General features: G+C 57.1%; 19 protein-coding genes. 17 read left to right on the top strand and 2 right to left on the bottom strand.

The annotated features are described in order from the left end of the window. Window positions 1–187: 187 nt before the first annotated feature. On the top strand, window positions 188–499 hold the full coding sequence (locus KGB03_RS25405) for a DUF485 domain-containing protein (protein WP_017337238.1): 312 nt from the start codon (window positions 188–190) through the stop codon (window positions 497–499). Next, window positions 496–2,154: a cation acetate symporter gene (locus KGB03_RS25410; RefSeq protein WP_223529730.1), complete on the top strand. Its 1,659-nt coding sequence runs from the start codon at window positions 496–498 to the stop codon at window positions 2,152–2,154. Before KGB03_RS25405 ends, KGB03_RS25410 begins: the two co-directional genes overlap by 4 nt. 594 nt (window positions 2,155–2,748) lie before the next feature. Here the strand turns inward: KGB03_RS25410 and gltA are convergent. Continuing rightward, a complete protein-coding gene (gltA, locus tag KGB03_RS25415; RefSeq protein WP_008148584.1) occupies window positions 2,749–4,038 on the bottom strand; it encodes a citrate synthase in 1,290 nt (429 codons plus the stop codon). Window positions 4,039–4,401: 363 nt separating this feature from the next. Between gltA and sdhC the strand changes: the two genes are divergently transcribed. From sdhC to KGB03_RS25475, 12 genes are all read left to right on the top strand, one after another. Then, the gene (gene sdhC, locus KGB03_RS25420) at window positions 4,402–4,776 is read left to right on the top strand and encodes a succinate dehydrogenase, cytochrome b556 subunit (protein ID WP_111450758.1); all 375 of its coding nucleotides are present in this window, start codon (window positions 4,402–4,404) and stop codon (window positions 4,774–4,776) included. Then, a complete protein-coding gene (sdhD, locus tag KGB03_RS25425; RefSeq protein WP_008148589.1) occupies window positions 4,770–5,138 on the top strand; it encodes a succinate dehydrogenase, hydrophobic membrane anchor protein in 369 nt (122 codons plus the stop codon). The genes sdhC and sdhD overlap by 7 nt, the downstream gene beginning before the upstream one ends. A 3-nt stretch (window positions 5,139–5,141) precedes the next feature. Further along, window positions 5,142–6,917 carry a succinate dehydrogenase flavoprotein subunit gene (sdhA, locus tag KGB03_RS25430; protein ID WP_046048042.1) on the top strand — a complete coding sequence of 592 codons (1,776 nt, stop codon included), beginning with the start codon at window positions 5,142–5,144 and terminating at the stop codon, window positions 6,915–6,917. 11 nt (window positions 6,918–6,928) lie between these two features. Then, window positions 6,929–7,633: a succinate dehydrogenase iron-sulfur subunit gene (locus KGB03_RS25435; protein ID WP_111450757.1), complete on the top strand. Its 705-nt coding sequence runs from the start codon at window positions 6,929–6,931 to the stop codon at window positions 7,631–7,633. Between the two features lie 262 nt (window positions 7,634–7,895). Beyond that, window positions 7,896–10,727 carry a 2-oxoglutarate dehydrogenase E1 component gene (locus KGB03_RS25440; RefSeq protein WP_192406868.1) on the top strand — a complete coding sequence of 944 codons (2,832 nt, stop codon included), beginning with the start codon at window positions 7,896–7,898 and terminating at the stop codon, window positions 10,725–10,727. Between the two features lie 42 nt (window positions 10,728–10,769). Beyond that, window positions 10,770–11,990 (top strand): 2-oxoglutarate dehydrogenase complex dihydrolipoyllysine-residue succinyltransferase, encoded by a 1,221-nt coding sequence (gene odhB, locus KGB03_RS25445; RefSeq protein ID WP_008148598.1) that lies wholly within the window; start codon window positions 10,770–10,772, stop codon window positions 11,988–11,990. 110 nt (window positions 11,991–12,100) lie between these two features. After that, the gene (gene lpdA / locus KGB03_RS25450) at window positions 12,101–13,537 is read left to right on the top strand and encodes a dihydrolipoyl dehydrogenase (RefSeq protein ID WP_074874664.1); all 1,437 of its coding nucleotides are present in this window, start codon (window positions 12,101–12,103) and stop codon (window positions 13,535–13,537) included. A 200-nt stretch (window positions 13,538–13,737) separates the two neighbouring features. Further along, window positions 13,738–14,904, top strand: a complete 1,167-nt coding sequence (sucC, locus tag KGB03_RS25455) for an ADP-forming succinate--CoA ligase subunit beta (protein WP_008148602.1) — start codon at window positions 13,738–13,740, stop codon at window positions 14,902–14,904. Next, window positions 14,904–15,785 carry a succinate--CoA ligase subunit alpha gene (gene sucD / locus KGB03_RS25460; RefSeq protein ID WP_003172813.1) on the top strand — a complete coding sequence of 294 codons (882 nt, stop codon included), beginning with the start codon at window positions 14,904–14,906 and terminating at the stop codon, window positions 15,783–15,785. Before sucC ends, sucD begins: the two co-directional genes overlap by 1 nt. Before the next feature lie 458 nt (window positions 15,786–16,243). Then, window positions 16,244–17,557, top strand: coding sequence for a branched-chain amino acid transport system II carrier protein (gene brnQ / locus KGB03_RS25465; protein WP_223529733.1), 1,314 nt, complete (start codon window positions 16,244–16,246; stop codon window positions 17,555–17,557). A gap of 268 nt (window positions 17,558–17,825) precedes the next feature. Further along, complete coding sequence (locus KGB03_RS25470) at window positions 17,826–18,563, top strand: DUF599 domain-containing protein (RefSeq protein ID WP_008148609.1); 738 nt, start codon at window positions 17,826–17,828, stop codon at window positions 18,561–18,563. Further along, on the top strand, window positions 18,563–18,964 hold the full coding sequence (locus tag KGB03_RS25475; RefSeq protein WP_111450752.1) for an MAPEG family protein: 402 nt from the start codon (window positions 18,563–18,565) through the stop codon (window positions 18,962–18,964). Before KGB03_RS25470 ends, KGB03_RS25475 begins: the two co-directional genes overlap by 1 nt. A gap of 74 nt (window positions 18,965–19,038) precedes the next feature. On the opposite strand, the gene KGB03_RS25480 is transcribed toward KGB03_RS25475, so the two are convergent. Then, window positions 19,039–19,272 carry a hypothetical protein gene (locus KGB03_RS25480; protein ID WP_223529735.1) on the bottom strand — a complete coding sequence of 78 codons (234 nt, stop codon included), beginning with the start codon at window positions 19,270–19,272 and terminating at the stop codon, window positions 19,039–19,041. 158 nt (window positions 19,273–19,430) lie between these two features. Between KGB03_RS25480 and KGB03_RS25485 the strand changes: the two genes are divergently transcribed. The 3 genes from KGB03_RS25485 (at window position 19,431) to htpG (ending at window position 22,342) form a co-directional block, all read left to right on the top strand. After that, window positions 19,431–19,907: a PaaI family thioesterase gene (locus KGB03_RS25485; RefSeq protein ID WP_192406871.1), complete on the top strand. Its 477-nt coding sequence runs from the start codon at window positions 19,431–19,433 to the stop codon at window positions 19,905–19,907. Next, on the top strand, window positions 19,904–20,341 hold the full coding sequence (locus KGB03_RS25490) for a PaaI family thioesterase (protein WP_111450749.1): 438 nt from the start codon (window positions 19,904–19,906) through the stop codon (window positions 20,339–20,341). The genes KGB03_RS25485 and KGB03_RS25490 overlap by 4 nt, the downstream gene beginning before the upstream one ends. A gap of 96 nt (window positions 20,342–20,437) precedes the next feature. Beyond that, window positions 20,438–22,342, top strand: coding sequence for a molecular chaperone HtpG (gene htpG / locus KGB03_RS25495; protein ID WP_111450773.1), 1,905 nt, complete (start codon window positions 20,438–20,440; stop codon window positions 22,340–22,342). The last annotated feature ends 134 nt before the right edge of the window (window positions 22,343–22,476 follow it).

The raw sequence follows: 22,476 nt of genomic DNA on the forward strand, positions 1-22,476 counted from the left end.
ACATTCAACATTATCGTTGACTGAGGCACCGCCTTCGCGAGCAAGCCCGCTCCCACATTGTTTTGTGTCTGCCGGAAAATGGCGATTCTGTCATGTCGTTCTAATACTAAGGTCGTCTGGAACCAGTTCCGTAGCCGCATAGAGTGGATAACGTTCCAACTTCATCTGTGCTGCGAGGATAAAAACAATGAACGACAGCATTTACCTCTCGATTCAAAACAGCCCACGCTTCAAGGAGCTGGTTAGTAAGCGAGAAAGGTTCGCCTGGATTCTTTCGGCGATCATGCTTGGGCTTTACTCCGGATTCATCCTTTTGATTGCTTACGGGCCGCATATTCTGGGGGCGAAAATCAGCCCCGAGTCTTCGATTACCTGGGGGATACCCATTGGTGTCGGGTTGATTCTCTCGGCCTTTATCCTGACTGCAATCTACGTACGACGCGCCAACGGCGAATTCGACGACCTGAACAATGCGATTCTCAAGGAGGCTCAGCAATGATCCGGCGTCTAATGGCTCTATTGAGCATCGCAGCCTTTGCACCTGGCGCCTGGGCAGGTGAAGCCCTGACCGGCGAAGTGCATAAACAACCGCTCAACGTTTCCGCGATCCTGATGTTCGTCGCGTTCGTTGGTCTGACCCTGTGCATCACCTACTGGGCTTCCAAACGCAACAACTCGGCGGCTGACTACTATGCGGCGGGTGGCAAGATCACCGGCTTACAGAACGGTCTGGCAATCGCCGGCGACTACATGTCGGCGGCGTCCTTCCTGGGTATTTCCGCCCTGGTGTTCACTTCTGGCTACGACGGCCTGATCTACTCGATCGGGTTCCTGGTGGGCTGGCCGATCATTCTGTTCCTGATCGCCGAGCGCCTGCGTAACCTGGGTAAATACACCTTTGCCGACGTGGCGTCCTACCGCCTTGGGCAAACCCAGATCCGCACGCTGTCCGCTTGCGGTTCGCTGGTGGTGGTGGCGTTCTACCTGATCGCGCAAATGGTCGGTGCCGGCAAGCTGATCCAGCTGCTGTTCGGTCTCGACTACTACGTTGCGGTGATCCTGGTCGGTATCCTGATGTGCATGTACGTGTTGTTCGGCGGCATGCTGGCGACCACTTGGGTGCAGATCATCAAGGCCGTGTTGCTGCTGTCCGGTGCTTCGTTCATGGCGCTGATGGTCATGAAGCACGTCAACTTCGACTTCAGCTTGCTGTTTTCCGAGGCGATCAAGGTTCACCCTAAAGGTGAAGCGATCATGAGCCCGGGCGGCCTGGTGAAAGATCCGGTCTCGGCATTCTCGCTTGGCCTGGCACTGATGTTCGGTACCGCTGGCCTGCCGCACATTCTGATGCGCTTCTTCACCGTGAGTGATGCGAAAGAAGCTCGCAAGAGCGTGCTGTATGCAACCGGCTTCATCGGCTACTTCTATATTCTGACGTTCATCATCGGCTTCGGCGCGATCTTGCTGGTCAGCACTAACCCTGCCTTTAAAGATGCGGCTGGCGCGCTGTTGGGCGGCAACAACATGGCGGCGGTGCACCTGGCTAACGCGGTGGGTGGCAGTATCTTCCTGGGCTTCATCTCGGCAGTCGCGTTCGCAACCATTCTGGCTGTGGTGGCTGGTTTGACCCTGGCCGGTGCTACGGCGGTGTCTCACGACCTTTATGCCAGCGTGATCAAGAAGGGCAAGGCCAACGACAAGGATGAGATCCGCGTTTCGAAAATCACCACCGTCTGCCTGGGTGTGTTGGCGATCGGCTTGGGCATTCTGTTCGAAAGCCAGAACATCGCGTTCATGGTGGGCCTGGCGTTCTCCATCGCGGCGAGCTGTAACTTCCCGGTGCTGCTGCTTTCCATGTACTGGAAGAAGCTGACCACGCGTGGTGCGATGATCGGCGGTTGGTTGGGTCTGATCAGTGCCGTTGGCTTGATGGTCCTTGGGCCAACCATTTGGGTGCAGATCCTGCATCACGAGAAGGCTATCTTCCCGTATGAGTACCCGGCACTGTTCTCCATGGCCATTGCGTTTGTCGGGATCTGGTTCTTCTCGATCACTGACAAGTCGACGGCCGGTGTTAATGAGCGTGCGTTGTTCTTCCCGCAGTTTGTTCGTTCGCAGACGGGGTTGGGGGCGAGTGGGGCGGTTGCTCACTAAGGCTTCAGACTTGGCTATATAAGCTGCGTTAAACAGAAATGCCCCGGTCGAGAGATTGGGGCATTTTTTATTGGGCGGTTATCGGACCCTGTGGGAGCGGGCTTGCTCGCGAAGGCTGTTTCGCGGCTGGTCGAGATTTTTGATGGTGTACATATCCGTTTCTGCGGTAACGGCTGATTGTGGTTTCGCTTTTACAGCGACTCACTTTTTCAAACGCCAAAAAGTAAGCAAAAGGCTTCGCCCCGGCGTACGGCACTTCGCTAAAGCTCAGTGTTCCCTCGCTACGGTGTCCATCAGGGGGCATCGCCTACGGTCTGCTTCGCGACGACCTCCTCTCGATGTGTGCGGCTTCGCCGCACGGCGCTACGCGCCTAACCCCCTGATGAACACCTCCGTTCGGCCTGCCGAAGGGGCGAAAGATCAAAAGCAGGGTCAACATCAAAAGCCAAAGCCAAAGCCAGATCAACAACCTGTCGCTCACTGATCGTTCCCTCGCGTGAGAACGATCAGGTTCATCGCACAAACAAAAAACGGCCTCTATATAAATAGAGGCCGTTTCCGGTGCAGCTTTAAGACGTTATCGCAAGACAGGTCTTATTTGCGGTCTTCCAGCTTGGTGATGTCACGCGACTCGTAGCCGGTGTACAGCTGGCGCGGACGGCCAATCTTGTACGGGCTGGAGAGCATTTCTTTCCAGTGGGAGATCCAGCCGACGGTCCGCGCCAAAGCGAAGATGACGGTGAACATGCTGGTTGGAATGCCGATCGCCTTGAGGATGATCCCCGAGTAGAAGTCGACGTTCGGGTACAGCGAGCGTTCGATGAAGTACGGGTCGGTCAGGGCGATCTCTTCCAGGCGCATGGCCAGTTCGAGTTGCGGATCGTTGGTAATGCCCAGTTCTTTCAGCACTTCGTCGCAGGTCTGCTTCATGACTGTTGCGCGTGGGTCGCGGTTTTTGTAAACCCGGTGACCGAAGCCCATCAGTTTGAACGGATCGTTCTTGTCCTTGGCCTTGGCGATGTACTTGTCGATGTTCGACACATCGCCAATTTCATCGAGCATGGTCAGAACGGCTTCGTTCGCGCCGCCGTGGGCAGGGCCCCACAGTGCAGCGATGCCGGCGGCGATACAGGCGAACGGGTTGGCACCCGAAGAGCCGGCCAGGCGTACGGTGGAAGTCGATGCGTTCTGCTCGTGGTCGGCATGGAGGATGAAGATCTTGTCCATGGCGTTGGCGAGTACCGGGCTGATCGGTTTGATCTCGCACGGGGTGTTGAACATCATGTGCAGGAAGTTTTCCGCGTACGTCAGGTCGTTGCGCGGGTACATCATGGGTTGCCCCATCGAGTACTTGTAAACCATCGCTGCCAGGGTGGGCATCTTGGCAACCAGGCGGATCGCGGAGATTTCGCGATGCTGCGGGTTATTGATGTCCAGGGAGTCGTGGTAGAAGGCCGAGAGGGCGCCGACTACGCCGCACATGACGGCCATCGGGTGGGCGTCGCGACGGAAGCCGTTGAAGAAGGTCTTCAGCTGCTCGTGAACCATGGTGTGGTTCTTCACGGTGCTGACGAACTGGGCCTTCTGTTCTGCGGTCGGCAATTCGCCGTTGAGCAGCAGATAGCAGGTTTCCAGGTAGTCCGACTTTTCAGCCAACTGTTCGATCGGGTAGCCGCGGTGCAGCAGGATGCCGTTGTCGCCGTCGATATAGGTGATCTTCGACTCGCAGGAAGCTGTCGACATGAAACCAGGGTCAAAGGTGAAACGGCCCGTGGCCGTCAGGCCCCGAACATCGATAACATCGGGACCAACGGTGCCGGTTAAAATGGGCAGCTCGACGGGGGCTGCGCCCTCGATGATCAACTGCGCTTTTTTGTCAGCCATGTGGCCTCCTATTTATGCTTGAAATCATCAGACAGACCCCCCACGCAGGGCCCGCACCACTATAGTGAGATAAATTCGAATGTCAATTTGCCTAAAGTCTTGCTCCAGAAGGCTTTAACTGGACTTTTTCCTCGAAATTGACTGCCATTTACGCCTTTTATACGACTTGTGCAATGAGCTATTAGGGGAAGGCGATTGCGTTGTCATTAGTAGCCTAACTGTCTATACTCGGCCTCCGACCGCCAGGGGCTTTTGGGCCTGCTTTACTGGGGGTCGCACTCCCTGGGTGGTGGGTACCTGACCAGTGCACTCCCCAACAACTTTGCCCTGATTGTTAGGGGCTCTTCAGTGTGAAAAAAAGCCGTGAATAGCCAACGACCTGTAAACCTAGACCTAAGGACCATCAAACTCCCAGTCACTGCTTACACGTCCATTCTTCACCGAATCTCCGGAATCATCCTCTTTGTCAGCCTGGCCATCATGCTTTATGCATTGGACAAGTCGCTCGACTCGGAAGAAGGCTTCGGTCAGGTGAAAGCGTGTCTGACCAGTCCGCTAGCCAAGCTAGTGACATGGGGCATCCTGTCCGCCTTGCTGTATCACTTGGTTGCCGGTGTGCGCCATTTGATGATGGACATGGGCATCGGCGAGTCGCTTGAGGGCGGCAAACTGGGCTCGAAAATCGTTATCGCCTTTTCCGTGGTGGTAATCGTTCTGGCAGGAGTTTGGATATGGTAACTAACGTCACGAACCTGTCGCGTTCGGGCCTCTATGACTGGATGGCACAACGTGTGTCTGCGGTCGTTCTCGCGGCTTATTTCATTTTCCTGATCGGATACGTCGTTGCCCATCCTGGCATCGGCTACGCCCAATGGCATGAACTGTTCGCAAGCAACTGGATGCGTATTTTCAGTCTCCTGGCCCTCGTTGCCCTCGGCGCTCACGCCTGGGTCGGCATGTGGACCATCGCGACCGACTACCTGACGCCAATGGCGTTCGGCAAGTCCGCGACTGCAGTACGTTTCCTTTTCCAGGCAGTATGCGGCGTTGCGATGTTCGCTTACTTCGTCTGGGGTGTGCAGATTCTCTGGGGTATCTGATTCATGTCTACTACAGTTAATACGCTTTCGTTCGACGCCATCATTATTGGCGGCGGCGGTGCTGGTATGCGCGCTGCTCTGCAGCTGGCACAGGGTGGTCACAAGACCGCCGTAGTTACCAAGGTTTTCCCGACTCGTTCGCACACTGTATCCGCCCAGGGTGGCATCACTTGCGCCATCGCCTCGGCAGATCCGAACGATGACTGGCGCTGGCACATGTACGATACCGTCAAGGGTTCCGACTATATCGGTGACCAGGACGCTATCGAATACATGTGTTCCGTAGGCCCGGAAGCGGTCTTCGAACTCGAGCACATGGGCTTGCCGTTCTCCCGTACCGAACAAGGCCGCATCTATCAGCGCCCGTTCGGCGGTCAGTCGAAAGACTTCGGTAAAGGTGGCCAGGCTGCCCGTACGTGCGCCGCTGCCGACCGTACCGGTCACGCACTGCTGCACACCCTGTACCAGGCCAACCTGAAAGCCGGCACTGTATTCCTCAACGAATACTACGGTGTCGACCTGGTGAAGAACGAAGATGGTGCCTTTGTCGGCATGATCGTCATCTGCATCGAAACCGGCGAAACTTCCTACGTCCGCGCTAACGCCACTGTACTGGCGACTGGCGGTGCAGGTCGTATCTACTCGTCCACCACCAATGCCCTGATCAACACCGGTGACGGCGTCGGCATGGCTCTGCGTGCTGGCGTGCCGGTACAAGACATTGAAATGTGGCAGTTCCACCCGACCGGCATCGCCGGCGCCGGTGTACTGGTGACTGAAGGTTGCCGCGGTGAAGGCGGTTACCTGATCAACAAGCACGGCGAGCGTTTCATGGAGCGTTATGCTCCGAACGCCAAAGACCTTGCTGGTCGTGACGTTGTTGCCCGTTCGATGGTTAAAGAAATCATCGCCGGCAACGGTTGCGGTCCGGATGGCGACCACGTAATGCTGAAACTCGATCACCTCGGTGAAGAAGTTCTGCACAGCCGTCTGCCAGGCATCATGGAACTGTCCAAGACCTTCGCCCACGTCGATCCAGCCGTGTCGCCGATTCCGGTCGTTCCAACCTGCCACTATATGATGGGCGGCGTGCCGACCAACATCCACGGTCAGGCAATCACTCAGGATGCCGACGGCGTTGACCAGATCATCCCGGGCCTGTTCGCAGTAGGCGAAGTGGCTTGCGTATCGGTTCACGGTGCCAACCGTCTGGGCGGCAACTCGCTGCTCGACCTGGTGGTATTCGGTCGTGCGGCCGGCCTGTTCCTGGAACAGACCCTCAAAGAAGGCGTCGACTACACCCGCGCTCGCCAGTCCGACATCGACGCTGCCCTGGCACGTCTCGATGGCCTGAACTCGCGTACCGAGGGCGAAGACGTCGCCACCCTGCGTAAAGAGCTGCAAAGCTGCATGCAGAACTACTTCGGTGTATTCCGTACCGGCGAATACATGCAGAAGGGTATTGCTCAGTTGGCTGATCTGCGTGGCCGTATCGCCAACGTCAAGATCAACGACAAGAGCCAGGCGTTCAACACCGCTCGTATCGAAGCTCTGGAACTGCAGAACCTGCTGGAAGTGGCCGAAGCTACCGCCATCGCTGCAGAGATCCGCAAAGAGTCCCGCGGCGCTCACGCCCGTGAAGACTACGAAGATCGCGACGACGAAAACTGGCTGTGCCACACCCTGTACTTCCCGGGTGACAAGCGCGTAACCAAGCGTGCTGTGAACTTCTCGCCGAAGACTGTTCCGACTTTTGAACCTAAGATTCGGACTTATTAAGGGTGGCCGCCATGTTGCAAGTCAGTGTTTATCGCTACAACCCTGATCAGGACGCTGCGCCGTTCATGCAGGAATTTACGGTCGATACCGGTGGTAAAGACCTGATGGTGCTGGACGTGCTGGCCCTGATCAAAGAGCAGGACGAAGGTTTCTCCTATCGTCGCTCTTGCCGTGAAGGTGTTTGCGGTTCCGACGGCATGAACATCAACGGCAAAAACGGTCTGGCGTGCGTCACGCCGCTGTCCGCTGTCGTAAAAGGTAACAAGCTGATCGTTCGTCCTCTGCCAGGTTTGCCGGTAATCCGTGACCTGGTCGTCGATATGAGCATCTTCTACAAGCAATACGAAAAGGTTAAGCCATACCTGCAGAACGACACGCCGGCTCCGGCCATCGAACGTCTGCAGTCCCCTGAAGAGCGTGAAAAGCTCGACGGTCTGTACGAGTGCATCCTGTGCGCTTGCTGCTCGACCTCTTGCCCGTCCTTCTGGTGGAACCCGGACAAGTTCCTGGGTCCAGCTGCTCTGCTGCAAGCGTATCGCTTCCTGGCCGACAGCCGCGACACCAAGACTGCCGAGCGTCTGGCTTCGCTGGATGACCCGTTCAGCGTATTCCGCTGCCGCGGGATCATGAACTGCGTCAACGTCTGCCCGAAAGGCCTGAACCCGACTAAGGCCATCGGTCACGTACGTAACATGCTGCTGCAAAGCGGCGTGTGATTCAGCTGTAGTATCCGCAAGACCGCTGTACCCGTAGATGCTACGGCGCAGGCTTCAACCGGCGCCGTAGTTTTAACCTGAGCAGCAGCTTATAAGGCTGCGGCTCTTATTTTGAAGAAATGAGACAAGCAGGGGCATCCGGGCTGGTACCCGGACTATCAGCGTGATCCTAAGTGGCTTGTTTTAGTCGCTGCATTCGGACTTCTGCAAGCGTGCTCGGTGTCGACGCCGGTGGTGTTCCCCTAACCGAGGGTGACCAAGCATGCAAGAAAGCGTGATGCAGCGCATGTGGAACAGCGCCTACCTATCCGGTAGTAACGCTGCCTATGTGGAAGAGCTCTACGAGCTCTACCTGCACGACCCTAACGCTGTGCCAGAAGAGTGGCGCACCTACTTCCAGAAGTTGCCTGCTGACGGCAACACTGCCACCGATGTTTCGCACTCCACAATTCGCGATCATTTCGTCTTGCTGGCAAAGAACCAGCGCCGCGCCCAACCGGTTTCCGCCGGCAGCGTGAGCAGTGAGCACGAGAAGAAGCAAGTTGAAGTGCTGCGATTGATCCAGGCCTACCGTATGCGTGGCCACCAGGCAGCCCAGCTTGACCCGCTGGGGCTGTGGCAGCGTCCTGCACCTGCAGACCTGTCGATCAATCATTACGGCTTGACCAATGCCGATCTTGATACGACCTTCCGTGCCGGCGACCTGTTCATCGGCAAAGAGGAGGCGAGCCTACGCGAAATTCACGAAGCGTTGCAGCAGACATATTGCCGCACCATCGGCGCTGAATTTACGCACATCACCGATTCCGAGCAGCGCCAGTGGTTCCAGCAGCGTCTGGAAAGCGTGCGCGGCCGTCCGACGTACTCCGCCGACATCAAGAGCCACCTGCTCGAGCGTGTCACCGCCGGCGAAGGTCTGGAAAAATACCTGGGTACCAAATACCCGGGTACCAAGCGTTTCGGTCTGGAAGGCGGCGAGAGCCTGATTCCGATGCTCGACGAGCTGATCCAGCGTTCCGGTTCCTACGGCACCAAGGAAATCGTTATCGGCATGGCCCACCGTGGTCGTCTGAACGTGCTGGTCAACACCTTCGGCAAGAACCCGCGCGAGCTGTTCGACGAGTTCGAAGGCAAGAAGAAGGTCGAGCTGGGTTCCGGTGACGTTAAATATCACCAGGGCTTCTCGTCCAACGTAATGACCACCGGTGGTGAAGTTCACCTGGCCATGGCGTTCAACCCGTCCCACCTGGAAATCGTTTCCCCAGTGGTCGAGGGTTCGGTTCGCGCCCGTCAGGATCGTCGTAACGACCCTACCGGCGAGAAGGTTCTGCCGATCTCCATCCACGGTGACGCGGCATTCGCCGGTCAAGGCGTGGTCATGGAAACCTTCCAGATGTCGCAAACCCGCGGTTTCAAGACCGGCGGCACCGTGCACATCGTGATCAACAACCAGGTCGGTTTCACCATCAGCAACCCACTGGACTCGCGCTCCACCGAGTACGCGACCGACGTTGCCAAGATGATCCAGGCGCCGATCCTCCATGTGAATGGTGATGATCCGGAAGCCGTGTTGTTCGTGACCCAGCTGGCCATCGACTACCGCATGCAGTTCAAGCGTGACGTGGTGATCGACCTGGTCTGCTACCGTCGTCGTGGCCACAACGAGGCCGACGAGCCAAGCGGCACCCAGCCAATCATGTATCAGCAGATCGCCAAACAGCGCACCACCCGTGAGCTGTATGCCGATCGTCTGACTCAGGGCGGTGTGCTGGACGCAGAGCGTGTTCAGGCGAAAGTCGATGAATACCGCAATGCGCTGGACAACGGTCTGCATGTTGTAAAAAGCCTGGTCAAAGAGCCGAACAAAGAGTTGTTCGTGGACTGGCGTCCGTATCTGGGCCACGCCTGGACCGCGCGTCACGACACTCGCTTCGATCTGAAAACCTTGCAGGAACTGTCCGCCAAGCTGCTGGAGATTCCGGAAGGCTTCGTGGTTCAGCGCCAGGTCTCGAAAATCTACGAAGACCGTCAGAAAATGCAAGCCGGCGGCCTGCCGATCAACTGGGGTTACGCCGAAACCATGGCGTACGCGACCCTGGCGTTCGAAGGTCACCCGATTCGCATGACGGGTCAGGACATCGGTCGCGGTACGTTCTCGCACCGTCACGCTGTCTTGCACAACCAGAAAGACGCGGGTACCTACATCCCGCTGCAAAACCTGTACAAGGGCCAGCCACGTTTCGACCTGTACGATTCGTTCCTGTCCGAAGAAGCCGTGCTGGCGTTCGAATACGGTTACTCGACCACCACGCCTGAGGCGCTGGTGATCTGGGAAGCCCAGTTCGGCGACTTCGCCAACGGTGCTCAGGTGGTTATCGACCAGTTCATCACCAGTGGCGAGCACAAGTGGGGCCGTCTCTGCGGTCTGACCATGCTGCTGCCGCACGGTTATGAAGGTCAGGGGCCGGAGCACTCTTCGGCTCGTCTGGAGCGTTACCTGCAGCTGTGCGCCGAGCACAATATTCAGGTCGCCGTCCCGACTACGCCTGCTCAGATCTACCACTTGCTGCGTCGTCAGGTGATTCGCCCGCTGCGCAAGCCGTTGATCGTCCTGACTCCGAAGTCGCTGTTGCGTCACAAACTGGCCATCTCGACCCTGGAAGATCTGGCCGAAGGTTCGTTCCAGACCGTTATCCCGGAAATCGATACCCTGGACCCGAAAAAGGTCGAGCGCATTGTTCTGTGTAGCGGCAAGGTCTACTACGACCTGCTGGAAAAACGCCGTGCCGAAGGTCGTGATGACATCGCCATCGTGCGTATCGAGCAGCTGTACCCATTCCCTGAAGACGACTTGAAAGAAGTCCTGGCTCCTTACACTAACGCCAAGCATGCCGTTTGGTGTCAGGAAGAGCCGATGAACCAGGGTGCCTGGTACTGCAGCCAACACCACTTGCGTCGTAGCATCAGTACGCTCAATAAGTCTCTCGTACTCGAGTACGCGGGCCGTGAGGCTTCTGCTGCACCTGCTTGTGGTTATGCATCGATGCACGCTGAGCAGCAGGAAAAACTGCTGCAAGACGCCTTTACTGTTTAACGCCTTCGCGCACCTGAAACCGAATTTAAGGACCCACAGATAATGGCTATCGAAATCAAAGCCCCCACTTTCCCGGAATCGGTTGCCGATGGCACCGTTGCCACCTGGCACAAAAAGCCGGGCGACGCCGTCAAGCGCGATGACCTGATCGTCGACATCGAAACTGACAAAGTCGTACTGGAAGTGTTGGCCACCGCTGACGGCGTACTGGGCGCTATCGTCAAGAACGAAGGCGACACCGTTCTGTCCGACGAAGTCCTGGGCTCCATCGAAGCGGGCGGCGCTGCTGCCGCTCCAGCTGCTGCCGCTGCTCCGGCCGCTGCACAAGCTGCTGCTCCGGCCGCTGAAGGCGAAGATGATCCTGTTGCTGCACCGGCTGCTCGCAAGCTGGCTGAAGAAAACGGTATCAACATCGCTTCCGTTGCCGGCACTGGCAAAGGCGGTCGTGTGACCAAGGAAGACGTTGTTGCCGCTGTAGCTGCCAAGAAAGCTGCTCCGGCTGCCGCACCTGCCAAGGCTGCTGCGCCTGCCGGTGCTGCTCCAGTGTTCGCTGCCGGCGATCGCATCGAGAAGCGCGTACCGATGACCCGCGTGCGGGCCACCGTTGCCAAGCGTCTGGTTGAAGCTCAATCGAACATGGCAATGCTGACCACTTTCAACGAAGTCGACATGACTGAAGTCATGGCCCTGCGTTCGAAGTACAAGGACCTGTTCGAGAAGTCCCACAATGGCGTGCGCCTGGGCTTCATGTCGTTCTTCGTCAAGGCTGCCACCGAAGCGCTGAAACGCTTCCCGGCTGTCAACGCGTCGATCGACGGTGCTGACATCGTTTATCACGGCTACGCTGACGTCGGTGTTGCTGTTTCCAGCGACCGCGGCCTGGTTGTTCCGGTTCTGCGTAACGCCGAACTGATGAGCCTGGCTGAAATCGAAGGCGGCATTGCCACCTTCGGCAAGAAGGCTCGTGACGGCAAACTGTCGATGGACGAGATGACCGGCGGTACGTTCACCATCACCAACGGTGGTACTTTCGGTTCGATGATGTCGACGCCGATCGTCAACCCGCCTCAAGCGGCCATCCTGGGCATGCACAACATTCTGCAGCGTCCTATGGCGATCAACGGTCAGGTTGTTATCCGTCCGATGATGTACCTGGCTCTGTCCTACGATCACCGTCTGATCGATGGCAAAGAAGCTGTGACCTTCCTGGTTACCATCAAGAACCTGCTGGAAGACCCGGCTCGTTTGCTGCTGGATATCTGATTTCGTTGCACGGGCCATCCAGTGATGGACTGCCCTCCTGTAATGACCAGCTTCGTCCCACGACGGTCCTCAAAAGGGGCCGTCCGGTTTGATTCGAGAAGGAATGACACATGACTCAGAAATTCGACCTGGTAGTGATTGGCGCGGGCCCTGGCGGTTACGTGGCTGCCATTAAAGCAGCGCAACTGGGCCTCTCCACTGCCTGCATCGAGAAATACACCGACAAGGAAGGCAAACTGGCCCTCGGCGGTACTTGCCTGAACGTCGGCTGCATTCCATCCAAGGCGCTGCTGGACAGCTCCTGGAAGTTCCACGAAGCCCAGGACGGTTTCGCAATCCACGGTATCAACCACGCTGGCGTGACCATGGACGTACCAGCAATGGTCGGCCGTAAAGCCAACATCGTCAAAGGCCTGACTTCGGGTGTTGCCACCCTGTTCAAAGCCAACGGTGTGACCTCGATCCAGGGCCACGGCAAACTGCTGGCCGGCAAGAAAGTCGAAGTCACCAAGCCAGACGGTTCGGTAGAAATCATTGAAGCCGAGAACGTGATTCTGGCTCCGGGCTCGCGTCCGATCGACATTCCGCCAGCTCCCGTTGACCAGAATGTGATCGTCGATTCGACTGGCGCGCTGGAATTCCAATCCGTACCTAAGCGTCTGGGTGTGATCGGCGCTGGCGTGATCGGTCTGGAACTGGGTTCGGTCTGGTCCCGTCTGGGTGCAGAAGTCACCGTTCTTGAAGCGCTGGACACCTTCCTGATGGCCGCTGACGCTGCCGTTTCCAAGGAAGCGCTGAAAACCCTGACCAAACAAGGTCTGGACATCAAGCTGGGCGCTCGTGTTACCGGTTCCAAAGTGAACGGCAACGAAGTAGTCGTGAACTACACCGATGCCAACGGCGAACAGAACATCACTTTCGACAAGCTGATCGTAGCCGTTGGTCGCCGTCCAGTGACCACTGATCTGCTGTCCGCTGATTGCGGCGTGACTCTGGACGAGCGCGGTTTCGTGCACGTTGACGATCACTGCGCCACCACCGTACCGGGCGTTTACGCGATCGGCGACGTGGTTCGCGGCATGATGCTGGCACACAAGGCTTCGGAAGAGGGCATCATGGTCGTCGAGCGCATCAAGGGCCACAAAGCCCAGATGAACTATGATTTGATCCCTTCGGTTATTTATACTCACCCGGAAATCGCGTGGGTCGGTAAAACCGAGCAGGCCTTGAAAGCCGAAGGCGTTGAAGTTAACGTCGGCACCTTCCCGTTCGCAGCCAGTGGCCGTGCCATGGCAGCCAACGATACCGGCGGTTTCGTTAAAGTCATCGCTGATGCCAAGACTGACCGCGTATTGGGCGTCCACGTGATTGGCCCGAGCGCTGCAGAACTGGTTCAGCAGGGCGCGATCGGTATGGAATTCGGCACCAGCGCTGAAGACCTGGGCATGATGGTTTTCTCCCATCCGACCCTGTCCGAAGCCTTGCACGAAGCAGCTCTGGCTGTGAATGGCGGCGCCATCCACATTGCCAACCGCAAGAAGCGTTAAGACAAGACAATAAGAAACCACGGCGGAAGGCCCGTCGTGAGCCTTGCGTGCAAGACTCACCGCGGAATGTCCGCCGGACGCAGCCTTGCGTAGTCTCACCGGTTATCCGGAACACCTACGCAAGCAGCAGTCACAGGTGGTGCGGCACTTGAACAAGTGCAGCACCGAATGCGCAGTACCTAACGAAGACGGTAATAAGCATGAATCTTCACGAGTATCAGGGTAAGCAGCTGTTCGCTGAATACGGCCTGCCAGTATCCCAGGGTTTCGCCGTAGACACCCCGGAAGCAGCAGCAGAAGCGTGCGACAAAATCGGCGGGACCGAATGGGTTGTCAAAGCCCAGGTTCACGCAGGTGGTCGCGGTAAAGCGGGCGGCGTTAAGCTGGTTCGCAGCAAAGAAGACGCCAAAGCATTCGCTCAACAGTGGTTGGGCAAGCGTCTGGTGACTTACCAGACTGATGCCAATGGTCAGCCAGTCACCAAGATCCTGGTTGAATCGTGCACTGATATCGCTAAAGAGCTGTACCTGGGCGCTGTCGTTGACCGTTCGAGCCGTCGCATCGTGTTCATGGCTTCCACCGAAGGTGGCGTGGACATCGAGAAAATCGCTCACGACACCCCTGAGAAAATCCTCAAGGCCACTATCGATCCACTGGTTGGCGCTCAGCCATTCCAGGGTCGCGAGCTGGCATTCCAGCTGGGTCTGGAAGGCAAGCAAGTTGCTCAGTTCGCCAAGATCTTCGTAGGTCTGGCCAAGCTGTTCAAGGATCACGACCTGGCTCTGCTGGAAGTGAACCCGCTGGTGATCAAGGCTGATGGCGATCTGCATTGCCTCGACGCCAAGATCAACATCGACGCCAACGCCATGTACCGTCAGCCTAAGCTGAAGACTTTCCACGATCCGTCGCAAGACGATCCGCGCGAAGCGCACGCTGCCAAGTTCGAACTGAACTACGTAGCGCTGGAAGGCAACATCGGTTGCATGGTCAACGGTGCTGGCCTGGCCATGGGTACCATGGACATCGTCAACCTGCATGGCGGCAAACCAGCCAACTTCCTCGACGTGGGCGGCGGTGCTACCAAAGAACGCGTTACCGAAGCGTTCAAGATCATCCTGTCCGACACTAACGTCGCTGCAGTATTGGTCAACATCTTCGGCGGCATCGTTCGTTGCGACATGATTGCCGAAGGCATCATCGGCGCTGTGAAAGAAGTCGGCGTGAAAATCCCGGTTGTTGTTCGCCTTGAAGGCAACAACGCTGAGCTGGGCGCTAAAGTACTGGCAGAAAGCGGTTTGAACATCATCGCTGCTACCAGCCTGACCGACGCTGCTCAACAAGTTGTCAAAGCTGCGGAGGGCAAATAATGAGCGTCCTGATCAATAAAGACACCAAAGTTATCTGCCAGGGTATTACCGGTTCGCAAGGTAGTTTCCACACCCAGCAAGCCATCGAATACGGCACCAAGATGGTGGGTGGCGTAACTCCAGGCAAAGGCGGCACCGAGCACCTGGGTCTGCCAGTGTTCAACACCGTGAAAGACGCTGTAGCTGCCACTGGCGCCACCGCCAGCGTGATCTACGTTCCAGCTCCTTTCTGCAAGGACTCCATCCTGGAAGCAGCATTCGGCGGCATCAAGCTGATCGTTTGCATCACTGAAGGCATTCCTACCCTGGACATGCTGGATGCCAAGGTCAAGTGCGACGAGCTGGGCGTGGTCCTGATCGGTCCTAACTGCCCAGGCGTGATCACTCCAGGCGAATGCAAGATCGGCATCATGCCAGGTCACATTCACTTGCCAGGCAAGGTCGGTATCGTTTCCCGTTCCGGCACCCTGACCTACGAAGCTGTCAAGCAAACTACTGACGCCGGTTTCGGTCAGTCGACTTGCGTCGGCATCGGCGGTGACCCGATCCCGGGTTCGAACTTCATCGACATCCTGAAGCTGTTCCAGGAAGACCCGAAGACCGAAGCGATCGTCATGATCGGCGAGATCGGCGGTTCGGCTGAAGAAGAAGCGGCTGCCTACATCAAGGCACACGTGACCAAGCCGGTTGTTTCCTACATCGCTGGTGTGACTGCCCCTGCGGGCAAGCGCATGGGCCATGCTGGCGCAATCATCTCTGGCGGCAAAGGCACTGCAGACGAGAAATTCGCTGCTCTGCAAGACGCAGGCGTTAAAACCGTGCGTTCGCTGGCAGACATCGGCAAGGCCCTGGCCGAGCTGACTGGCTGGGCTGTCAAGTAAGCCTCGCGCTTAGCTGACGCTTCACCAAACAAAGGCCACCTTCGGGTGGCCTTTGTCGTTTCCGGGATTTGTACCGGGCTCTTGTGGTGAGGGGATTTATCCCCGTTCGACTGCGCAGCAGTCGTCAAGTCAAGCAATGCAGTGAGCCTGATGTACTGCATTTGATTTGAGGGGGGGGCGCTTCGCGACCCAACGGGGATAAATCCCCTCGCCACAGGGTTCTTTGTAGGAAAATTAGATATGTAAACGCGACACGGAAATGTCGCGTATCGGATAGATCGCACCCTAACAGTGCGTTTGTCGGGCAAATTCGTTAGGCTAGCAGCCATTTTTGCGTCCGCGGCCCACAAGGTTGCTACGCGCTAAACGGGTCAGTCCTATACGGACGGACAGCATTTCCCTCACCCCTCAGGGAAATCCCTCTCTAAATTCCGATTCAGTAGTGTGGTATTTCCTTAATGAAAGTGTTGAAAGGCCAGGACATCCTGGCACTTGGTTTTATGACGTTTGCCCTGTTTGTCGGGGCTGGCAACATCATCTTCCCGCCTATCGTCGGTCTGCAGTCCGGTCCACATGTCTGGATGGCGGCGCTGGGCTTTCTGATCACCGCGGTCGGTCTGCCGGTGATCACCGTTGTCGCCCTGGCCAAGGTCGGTGGCGCCATGGACGCCTTGAGCAGCCCGATCGGGAAAGTCGCCGGTGGCCTGTTGGCGGCCGCGTGCTACCTCGCTGTCGGCCCGCTGTTCGCGACACCGCGCACCGCCACCGTTTCATTCGAAGTCGGCTTGGCGCCACTGACCGGCGAGAGCCCGCTGGCGCTGTTCCTCTACAGCTCGGTGTACTTCCTGCTGGTGTTTTTCATCTCGCTCTATCCGGGCCGGCTGCTGGATACCGTAGGACGTTTCCTCGCGCCACTGAAGATCATCGCCCTGGCCGCGCTCGGCATCGCCGCGTTTGCATTGCCGGCCGGTGATGTCGGCGTGGCCACCCCGGAATACGTGGCGGCACCGTTCTCCCAAGGCTTCATCAATGGTTACCTGACCATGGATACCTTGGGCGCGCTGGTGTTTGGCATTGTCATCGTCAACGCAATCCGTTCCCGTGGCGTCGAGTCGCCGGTGTTGATTACCCGTTACGCGATCATCGCCGGGCTGATTGCCGGCGTGGGCCTGGCGCTGGTTTACGTCAGCCTGTTCCGTCTCGGTTCGGGCAGCCATGAAGTGGCCGCGGGTGCCACTAATGGCGCGGCGGTGTTGCACGCTTACGTACAACACACCTTCGGCTCTCTGGGCAGCGGTTTTCTGGCGGTGCTGATCTCCCTGGCCTGTCTGGTGACGGCGGTGGGGCTGACCTGCGCCTGCGCCGAATACTTTAGCCGTGTGCTGCCGCTGTCCTACAAGACGTTGGTTATCATCCTGGCGGTGTTCTCGCTGTTTGTGTCCAACCTGGGCCTGACCAAGCTGATTGCGTTCTCGATCCCGGTGCTGACCGCGATCTATCCGCCGTGCATCGCCCTGGTCGCCCTGAGCTTCTGCAAGGACTTCTGGCATGAGCAGGGCCGTATCGTCGGTCCGGTGATGCTGGTGTCGTTCATCTTCGGTTTGATCGATGCCCTCAAGGGCGCGGGTCTGGCGGACTGGATGCCGACTCAGTTGTCCCACCTGCCGCTGAGCGAGCAAGGCCTGGCCTGGCTGGTGCCGTCGGTCATGACCCTGGTCGTTGCAGCGGTTTGCGATCGTCTGCTGGGCAAACGCGAAGAAGCACTGGCTTAAGCCGCTTCATGGCCCGCCACAAGCGGGTCGTGAACACACATGGAAATGCCCCGTATCAATCGATACGGGGCATTTTTTTTTGGAGGGGGTGCAGTGTCTTTTTCCTTAAGCTAACGTCGAAGCAGTGCCAAGACCTAATGTGAGAGCGAGCCTGCTCGCGATAGCGGTAGATCAGTCAACACATGTGTTGAATGTAAATCCGTCATCGCGAGCAGGCTCTCGCTCCCACAGGAATTATGTACTCCGCATCTACATCACAAGGACCTGCATGTCGTTCATCCACGCCAACATGATCCACATCCTCGCCGCGCTCTGGTTCGCCATTTGCTGGGGCGGCTACACCCGTTATGCGACGTGGAAGGGCCGCGACACCGCGTGCCTGGCCAGCGTGCTGCACCTTTATCGCGAAGACTGGATGCGCCGCATGCTGTTGCGCGACAACCGCATCGCTGACGCCAGCGTGATCGGTAACCTGGAGCGCAACGCCTCGTTCTTCGCCTCCAGCACACTGATTATCCTGGCCGGCATTCTCACGGTGCTCGGAGCCTCCGAAAGGGCAGTATCGTTATTGGCGGATATCCCGATGGTGCAGCAGGCCTCTCAAGGGATGTCCGAGATCAAGTTGCTGTGCCTGGCGCTGGTGTTTGTCTATGCGTTCTTTACGTTCAGCTGGTGCATGCGTCAGTACAACTTTGCGGCCATTCTGGTGGGCTCGGCGCCTATGGTCGGTGAGCGTCACGTTTCCGAACAGGAGCGCAAAGCCTTTGCTGCCCGGGCGGCCCGAGTTATATCCATGGCCGCCAACCAGTTCAACTTCGGGCTGCGCTCCTACTACTTCGGCATGACCATGCTGGCCTGGTTCGTCAGCCCGTGGTTGTTTATGTTGATGAGTGCCGGCGTGGTGCTGGTGTTGTATCGCCGGGAGTTTCATTCCGACGTTCTTGACGTGATGGTCTATACACCTACAGAGGCGCCATTGCCCGAGGCGATTAAAGAGGCTGTTTGATGAGTATTCCGTTCTGGTGTGTATTTATCAGCGCACTGCTGATTTATGTGTCGAGGATTCCAGTTGCCAGGGCGATGAGCGAGCAGGGTGGTTATGACAACCACTTGCCGCGCCAGCAACAAACGCAGCTGACAGGATTCGGTGCCCGTGCGTTGGCGGCTCATCAAAACTGTTTTGAGGCGTTCATTCTGTTCGCGGTGGGGGTGTTGATGGCGCATACCACGCAGACGGCGGGATGGCTGATCGACTTGCTGGCAATCATCTTCGTGATCACGCGAGTCATTTATTTGCTGTGCTATTGGGTTGATCTGGCCTGGCAGCGGAGCCTGGTATGGTTCGTCGGATTAGTGTGTTCGTTGCTGTTGATGATTAGTCCGACTTTTAAAACTATTTTGCTGTAACGCCTGCTTTGCAAAAAACCAGGCAAAAGAAAACCCGCACTTGGCGGGTTTTCTTTATCACGCTAAAAACTGTTTTAGTTTTTAGGTGCTTCTTTTGTGGCTGCTTCGTTCGATTCAGCCTGAGCTTTGGCGGCTTCGGCGTTTTCTTTCGCAGCGTCGTTCACTTTATCCTGAGCTTTGCTCATGTCTTGCTGAGCTTGCTCAGCATGTTTGGTGGCTTCTTGAGCTTTGTCCTCGGATTTTTTATCGCAGGCTGCGAGACCGAGGGTAGCGGTCAACATCAAGGCAATAGCTAAAGTCTTACGCATGGGGTGTTTCTCCTTATGGAAAATATCTACTGGCCTTTCGAGCGCAGCCCATCGCGTTAAGTTCCTCAATTCATACAGATATATAAGTTTATTCCGACGGGAACTTTTACTAAAAACGCCTGGTACGTTGGCTGAACACTAATAAGAGTTTTATCAAAATGGCCGAAATCCCCGTTTTTGAGCGCGCTACACGATTTCTATCGGCGCTGCGACATTGTCAGGTACTTGGGCTGCGGGTTCACAGTGCCAGCAGCGAAGGCCTGACAGTTATCCTGCCGTACAGTCCTCAAATTGTTGGCAACCCGCAGACCGGCGTGATTCATGGCGGGGCGCTGACCTCGCTGATGGACACGGCCTGCGGCATGTCCACCCTCTGCGTGCTGCCCGAGTTCGAAGTTTGTCCGACCCTCGACCTGCGCATCGACTACATGCACGCCGCCGAGCCGCATAAAGATGTCTACGGTTTTGCCCAGTGCTATCGGGTGACCACGGATGTGATCTTTGCTCGTGGTTTCGCCTACCAGGACGACCCCGAGCAGCCCATCGCCCATGTGGTGGGCACCTTCATGCGCATGGGTAAAGCCATCAAGGGCACCAAAGGCTTCGGCGGCGTCATCGCCGGAGGTGCGAAATGACTGACGCGTTCAAGGAACAACTTCAGCAGGCACATGAGCAGGGCGACTACGCCTCTCTGCTGCACCTGATTCCCTATGCCAAATTGATCGGCGTCGAATGTTCGCGGGTGGGGGATGATCTGCTGTTTCGCTTGCCGGCCAACAAAGACAACATTGGTAACCCTTTATTGCCGGCGATTCATGGTGGCGTGATCGCCGGGTTCATGGAGTTGTCCGCAGCGCTGCATCTGCTGATTTTCACCGGTTCGCCGGGTGTGCCGAAGATCATCGATTTCTCCCTCGACTATCTGCGCGCCGGGCAGTTTCGCGACACTTGGGCCAGGTGCCAGGTTTGCCGGCAGGGCCGCCGGGTGGCGAACGTTGCGATTACGGCCTGGCAAAGTACTGAGGCCGAACCGATTGCCACAGCCCGCGCCCATTTCAAAATTGAATAGCCCTTGAAATCCTGAACTCAGCCCCCAACTTTGATGACAACCCGCCGCCGACCCTTCAGGTCGCGGCCACTGCCATCTGATTGGAGTTTGATGACCATGAGTGTGGAAACTCAAAAGGAAACCCTGGGCTTCCAGACCGAGGTGAAGCAACTGCTGCACCTCATGATCCATTCGCTGTATTCCAACAAGGAAATTTTCCTTCGCGAATTGATCTCGAACGCCTCTGACGCTGTCGACAAATTACGTTTCGAAGCCCTGTCCAAGCCTGAGTTGCTGGAAGGTGGCGCCGAACTGAAGATCCGTGTGAGCTTCGACAAGGACGCTAAAACCGTCACCCTCGAAGACAACGGCATCGGTATGAGCCGTGAAGATGCGATCACCCACCTGGGTACCATCGCCAAATCCGGCACTGCCGATTTCATGAAACATCTCTCCGGTGATCAGAAAAAAGATTCGCACCTGATCGGTCAATTCGGTGTGGGTTTCTACTCTGCATTCATCGTCGCCGATAAAGTCGACGTGTTCAGCCGTCGTGCCGGTGCGGCTGCCAGCGAAGGCGTGCACTGGTCGTCCAAGGGTGAAGGCGATTTTGAAGTTGCCACCGTCGATAAAGCCGAACGCGGCACTCGCATCGTCCTGCACCTGAAATCCGGTGAAGACGAATTCGCCGATGGCTGGCGTCTGCGCAACATCATCAAGAAGTATTCCGACCACATCGCTCTGCCGATCGAGTTGCCGAAAGAAGTGGCAGCCGTTGAAGGCGAAGAGCAACCGGCCGTTGAATGGGAAACCGTCAACCGCGCCAGCGCCCTGTGGACCCGTCCGCGTACCGAGATCAAGGACGAGGAATACCAGGAGTTCTACAAACACGTCGCTCACGACTTCGAAAACCCGCTGAGCTGGAGCCACAACAAGGTCGAAGGCAAGCTCGAGTACAGCTCGCTGCTCTACGTGCCGGCCCGTGCTCCATTCGATCTGTACCAGCGTGAAGCGCCGAAAGGCCTGAAGCTGTACGTGCAGCGTGTGTTCGTGATGGATCAGGCAGAGTCGTTCCTGCCGCTGTACCTGCGCTTCATCAAAGGTGTGGTCGATTCCAACGACCTGTCGCTGAACGTGTCGCGGGAAATCCTGCAGAAAGACCCGATCATCGATTCCATGAAGTCGGCGCTGACCAAGCGCGTTCTCGACATGCTGGAAAAGCTGGCGAAGAACGAGCCTGAGCAATACAAGAGCTTCTGGAAAAACTTTGGCCAGGTCATGAAAGAAGGCCCGGCAGAAGACTTCGCCAACAAAGAGAAAATCGCTGGCCTGCTGCGTTTCGCATCGACCAACGGTGATGACGGCGAGCAAGTGGTGGGTCTGGCCGAATACCTGGCTCGCGCCAAGGAAGGTCAGGACAAGATCTACTACCTGACCGGCGAAACCTACGCGCAAGTCAAGAACAGCCCGCACCTGGAAGTCTTCCGCAAGAAAGGCATCGAAGTGCTGCTGCTGACCGACCGCATCGACGAGTGGCTGATGAGCTACCTCAGCGATTTCGACGGCAAGAGCTTTGTCGACGTGGCGCGCGGTGATCTGGACCTGGGCAACCTGGATTCGGAAGAAGACAAGAAAGCCGCGGAAGAAGTCGCCAAGTCCAAAGAAGGTCTGGTTGAGCGTCTGAAAACTGCACTGGGCGACTCCGTTGCTGAAGTGCGGGTTTCCCACCGTCTGACCGATTCCCCGGCGATTCTGGCCATCGGCGAGCAGGACCTGGGCATGCAGATGCGTCAGATCCTGGAAGCCAGCGGTCAGAAGGTTCCGGATTCGAAGCCGATCTTCGAATTCAACCCGGCTCACCCGCTGATCGAGAAGCTCGACAACGAGCAGAGCGACGAACGCTTCGGCGACCTGTCGCACATTCTCTTCGATCAGGCGGCCCTGGCCGCCGGCGACAGCTTGAAAGACCCGGCCGCCTACGTGCGCCGTCTCAACAAGCTGCTGGTTGAACTGTCGGTTTAACTGCGTTGTACAAAAACCCGCTTCGGCGGGTTTTTTTATTCTGGTGCCTCGGGCGTTAACCTCGATGCACAATCTGCTGGATGAAGTGTTTAAAGGCTGATAGCTGGTTTTTGATCTGACATCGTTGGTTTCAG

The sequence above is a fragment of the Pseudomonas sp. BF-B-26 genome (assembly GCF_019956495.1).
Classification (GTDB): domain Bacteria; phylum Pseudomonadota; class Gammaproteobacteria; order Pseudomonadales; family Pseudomonadaceae; genus Aquipseudomonas.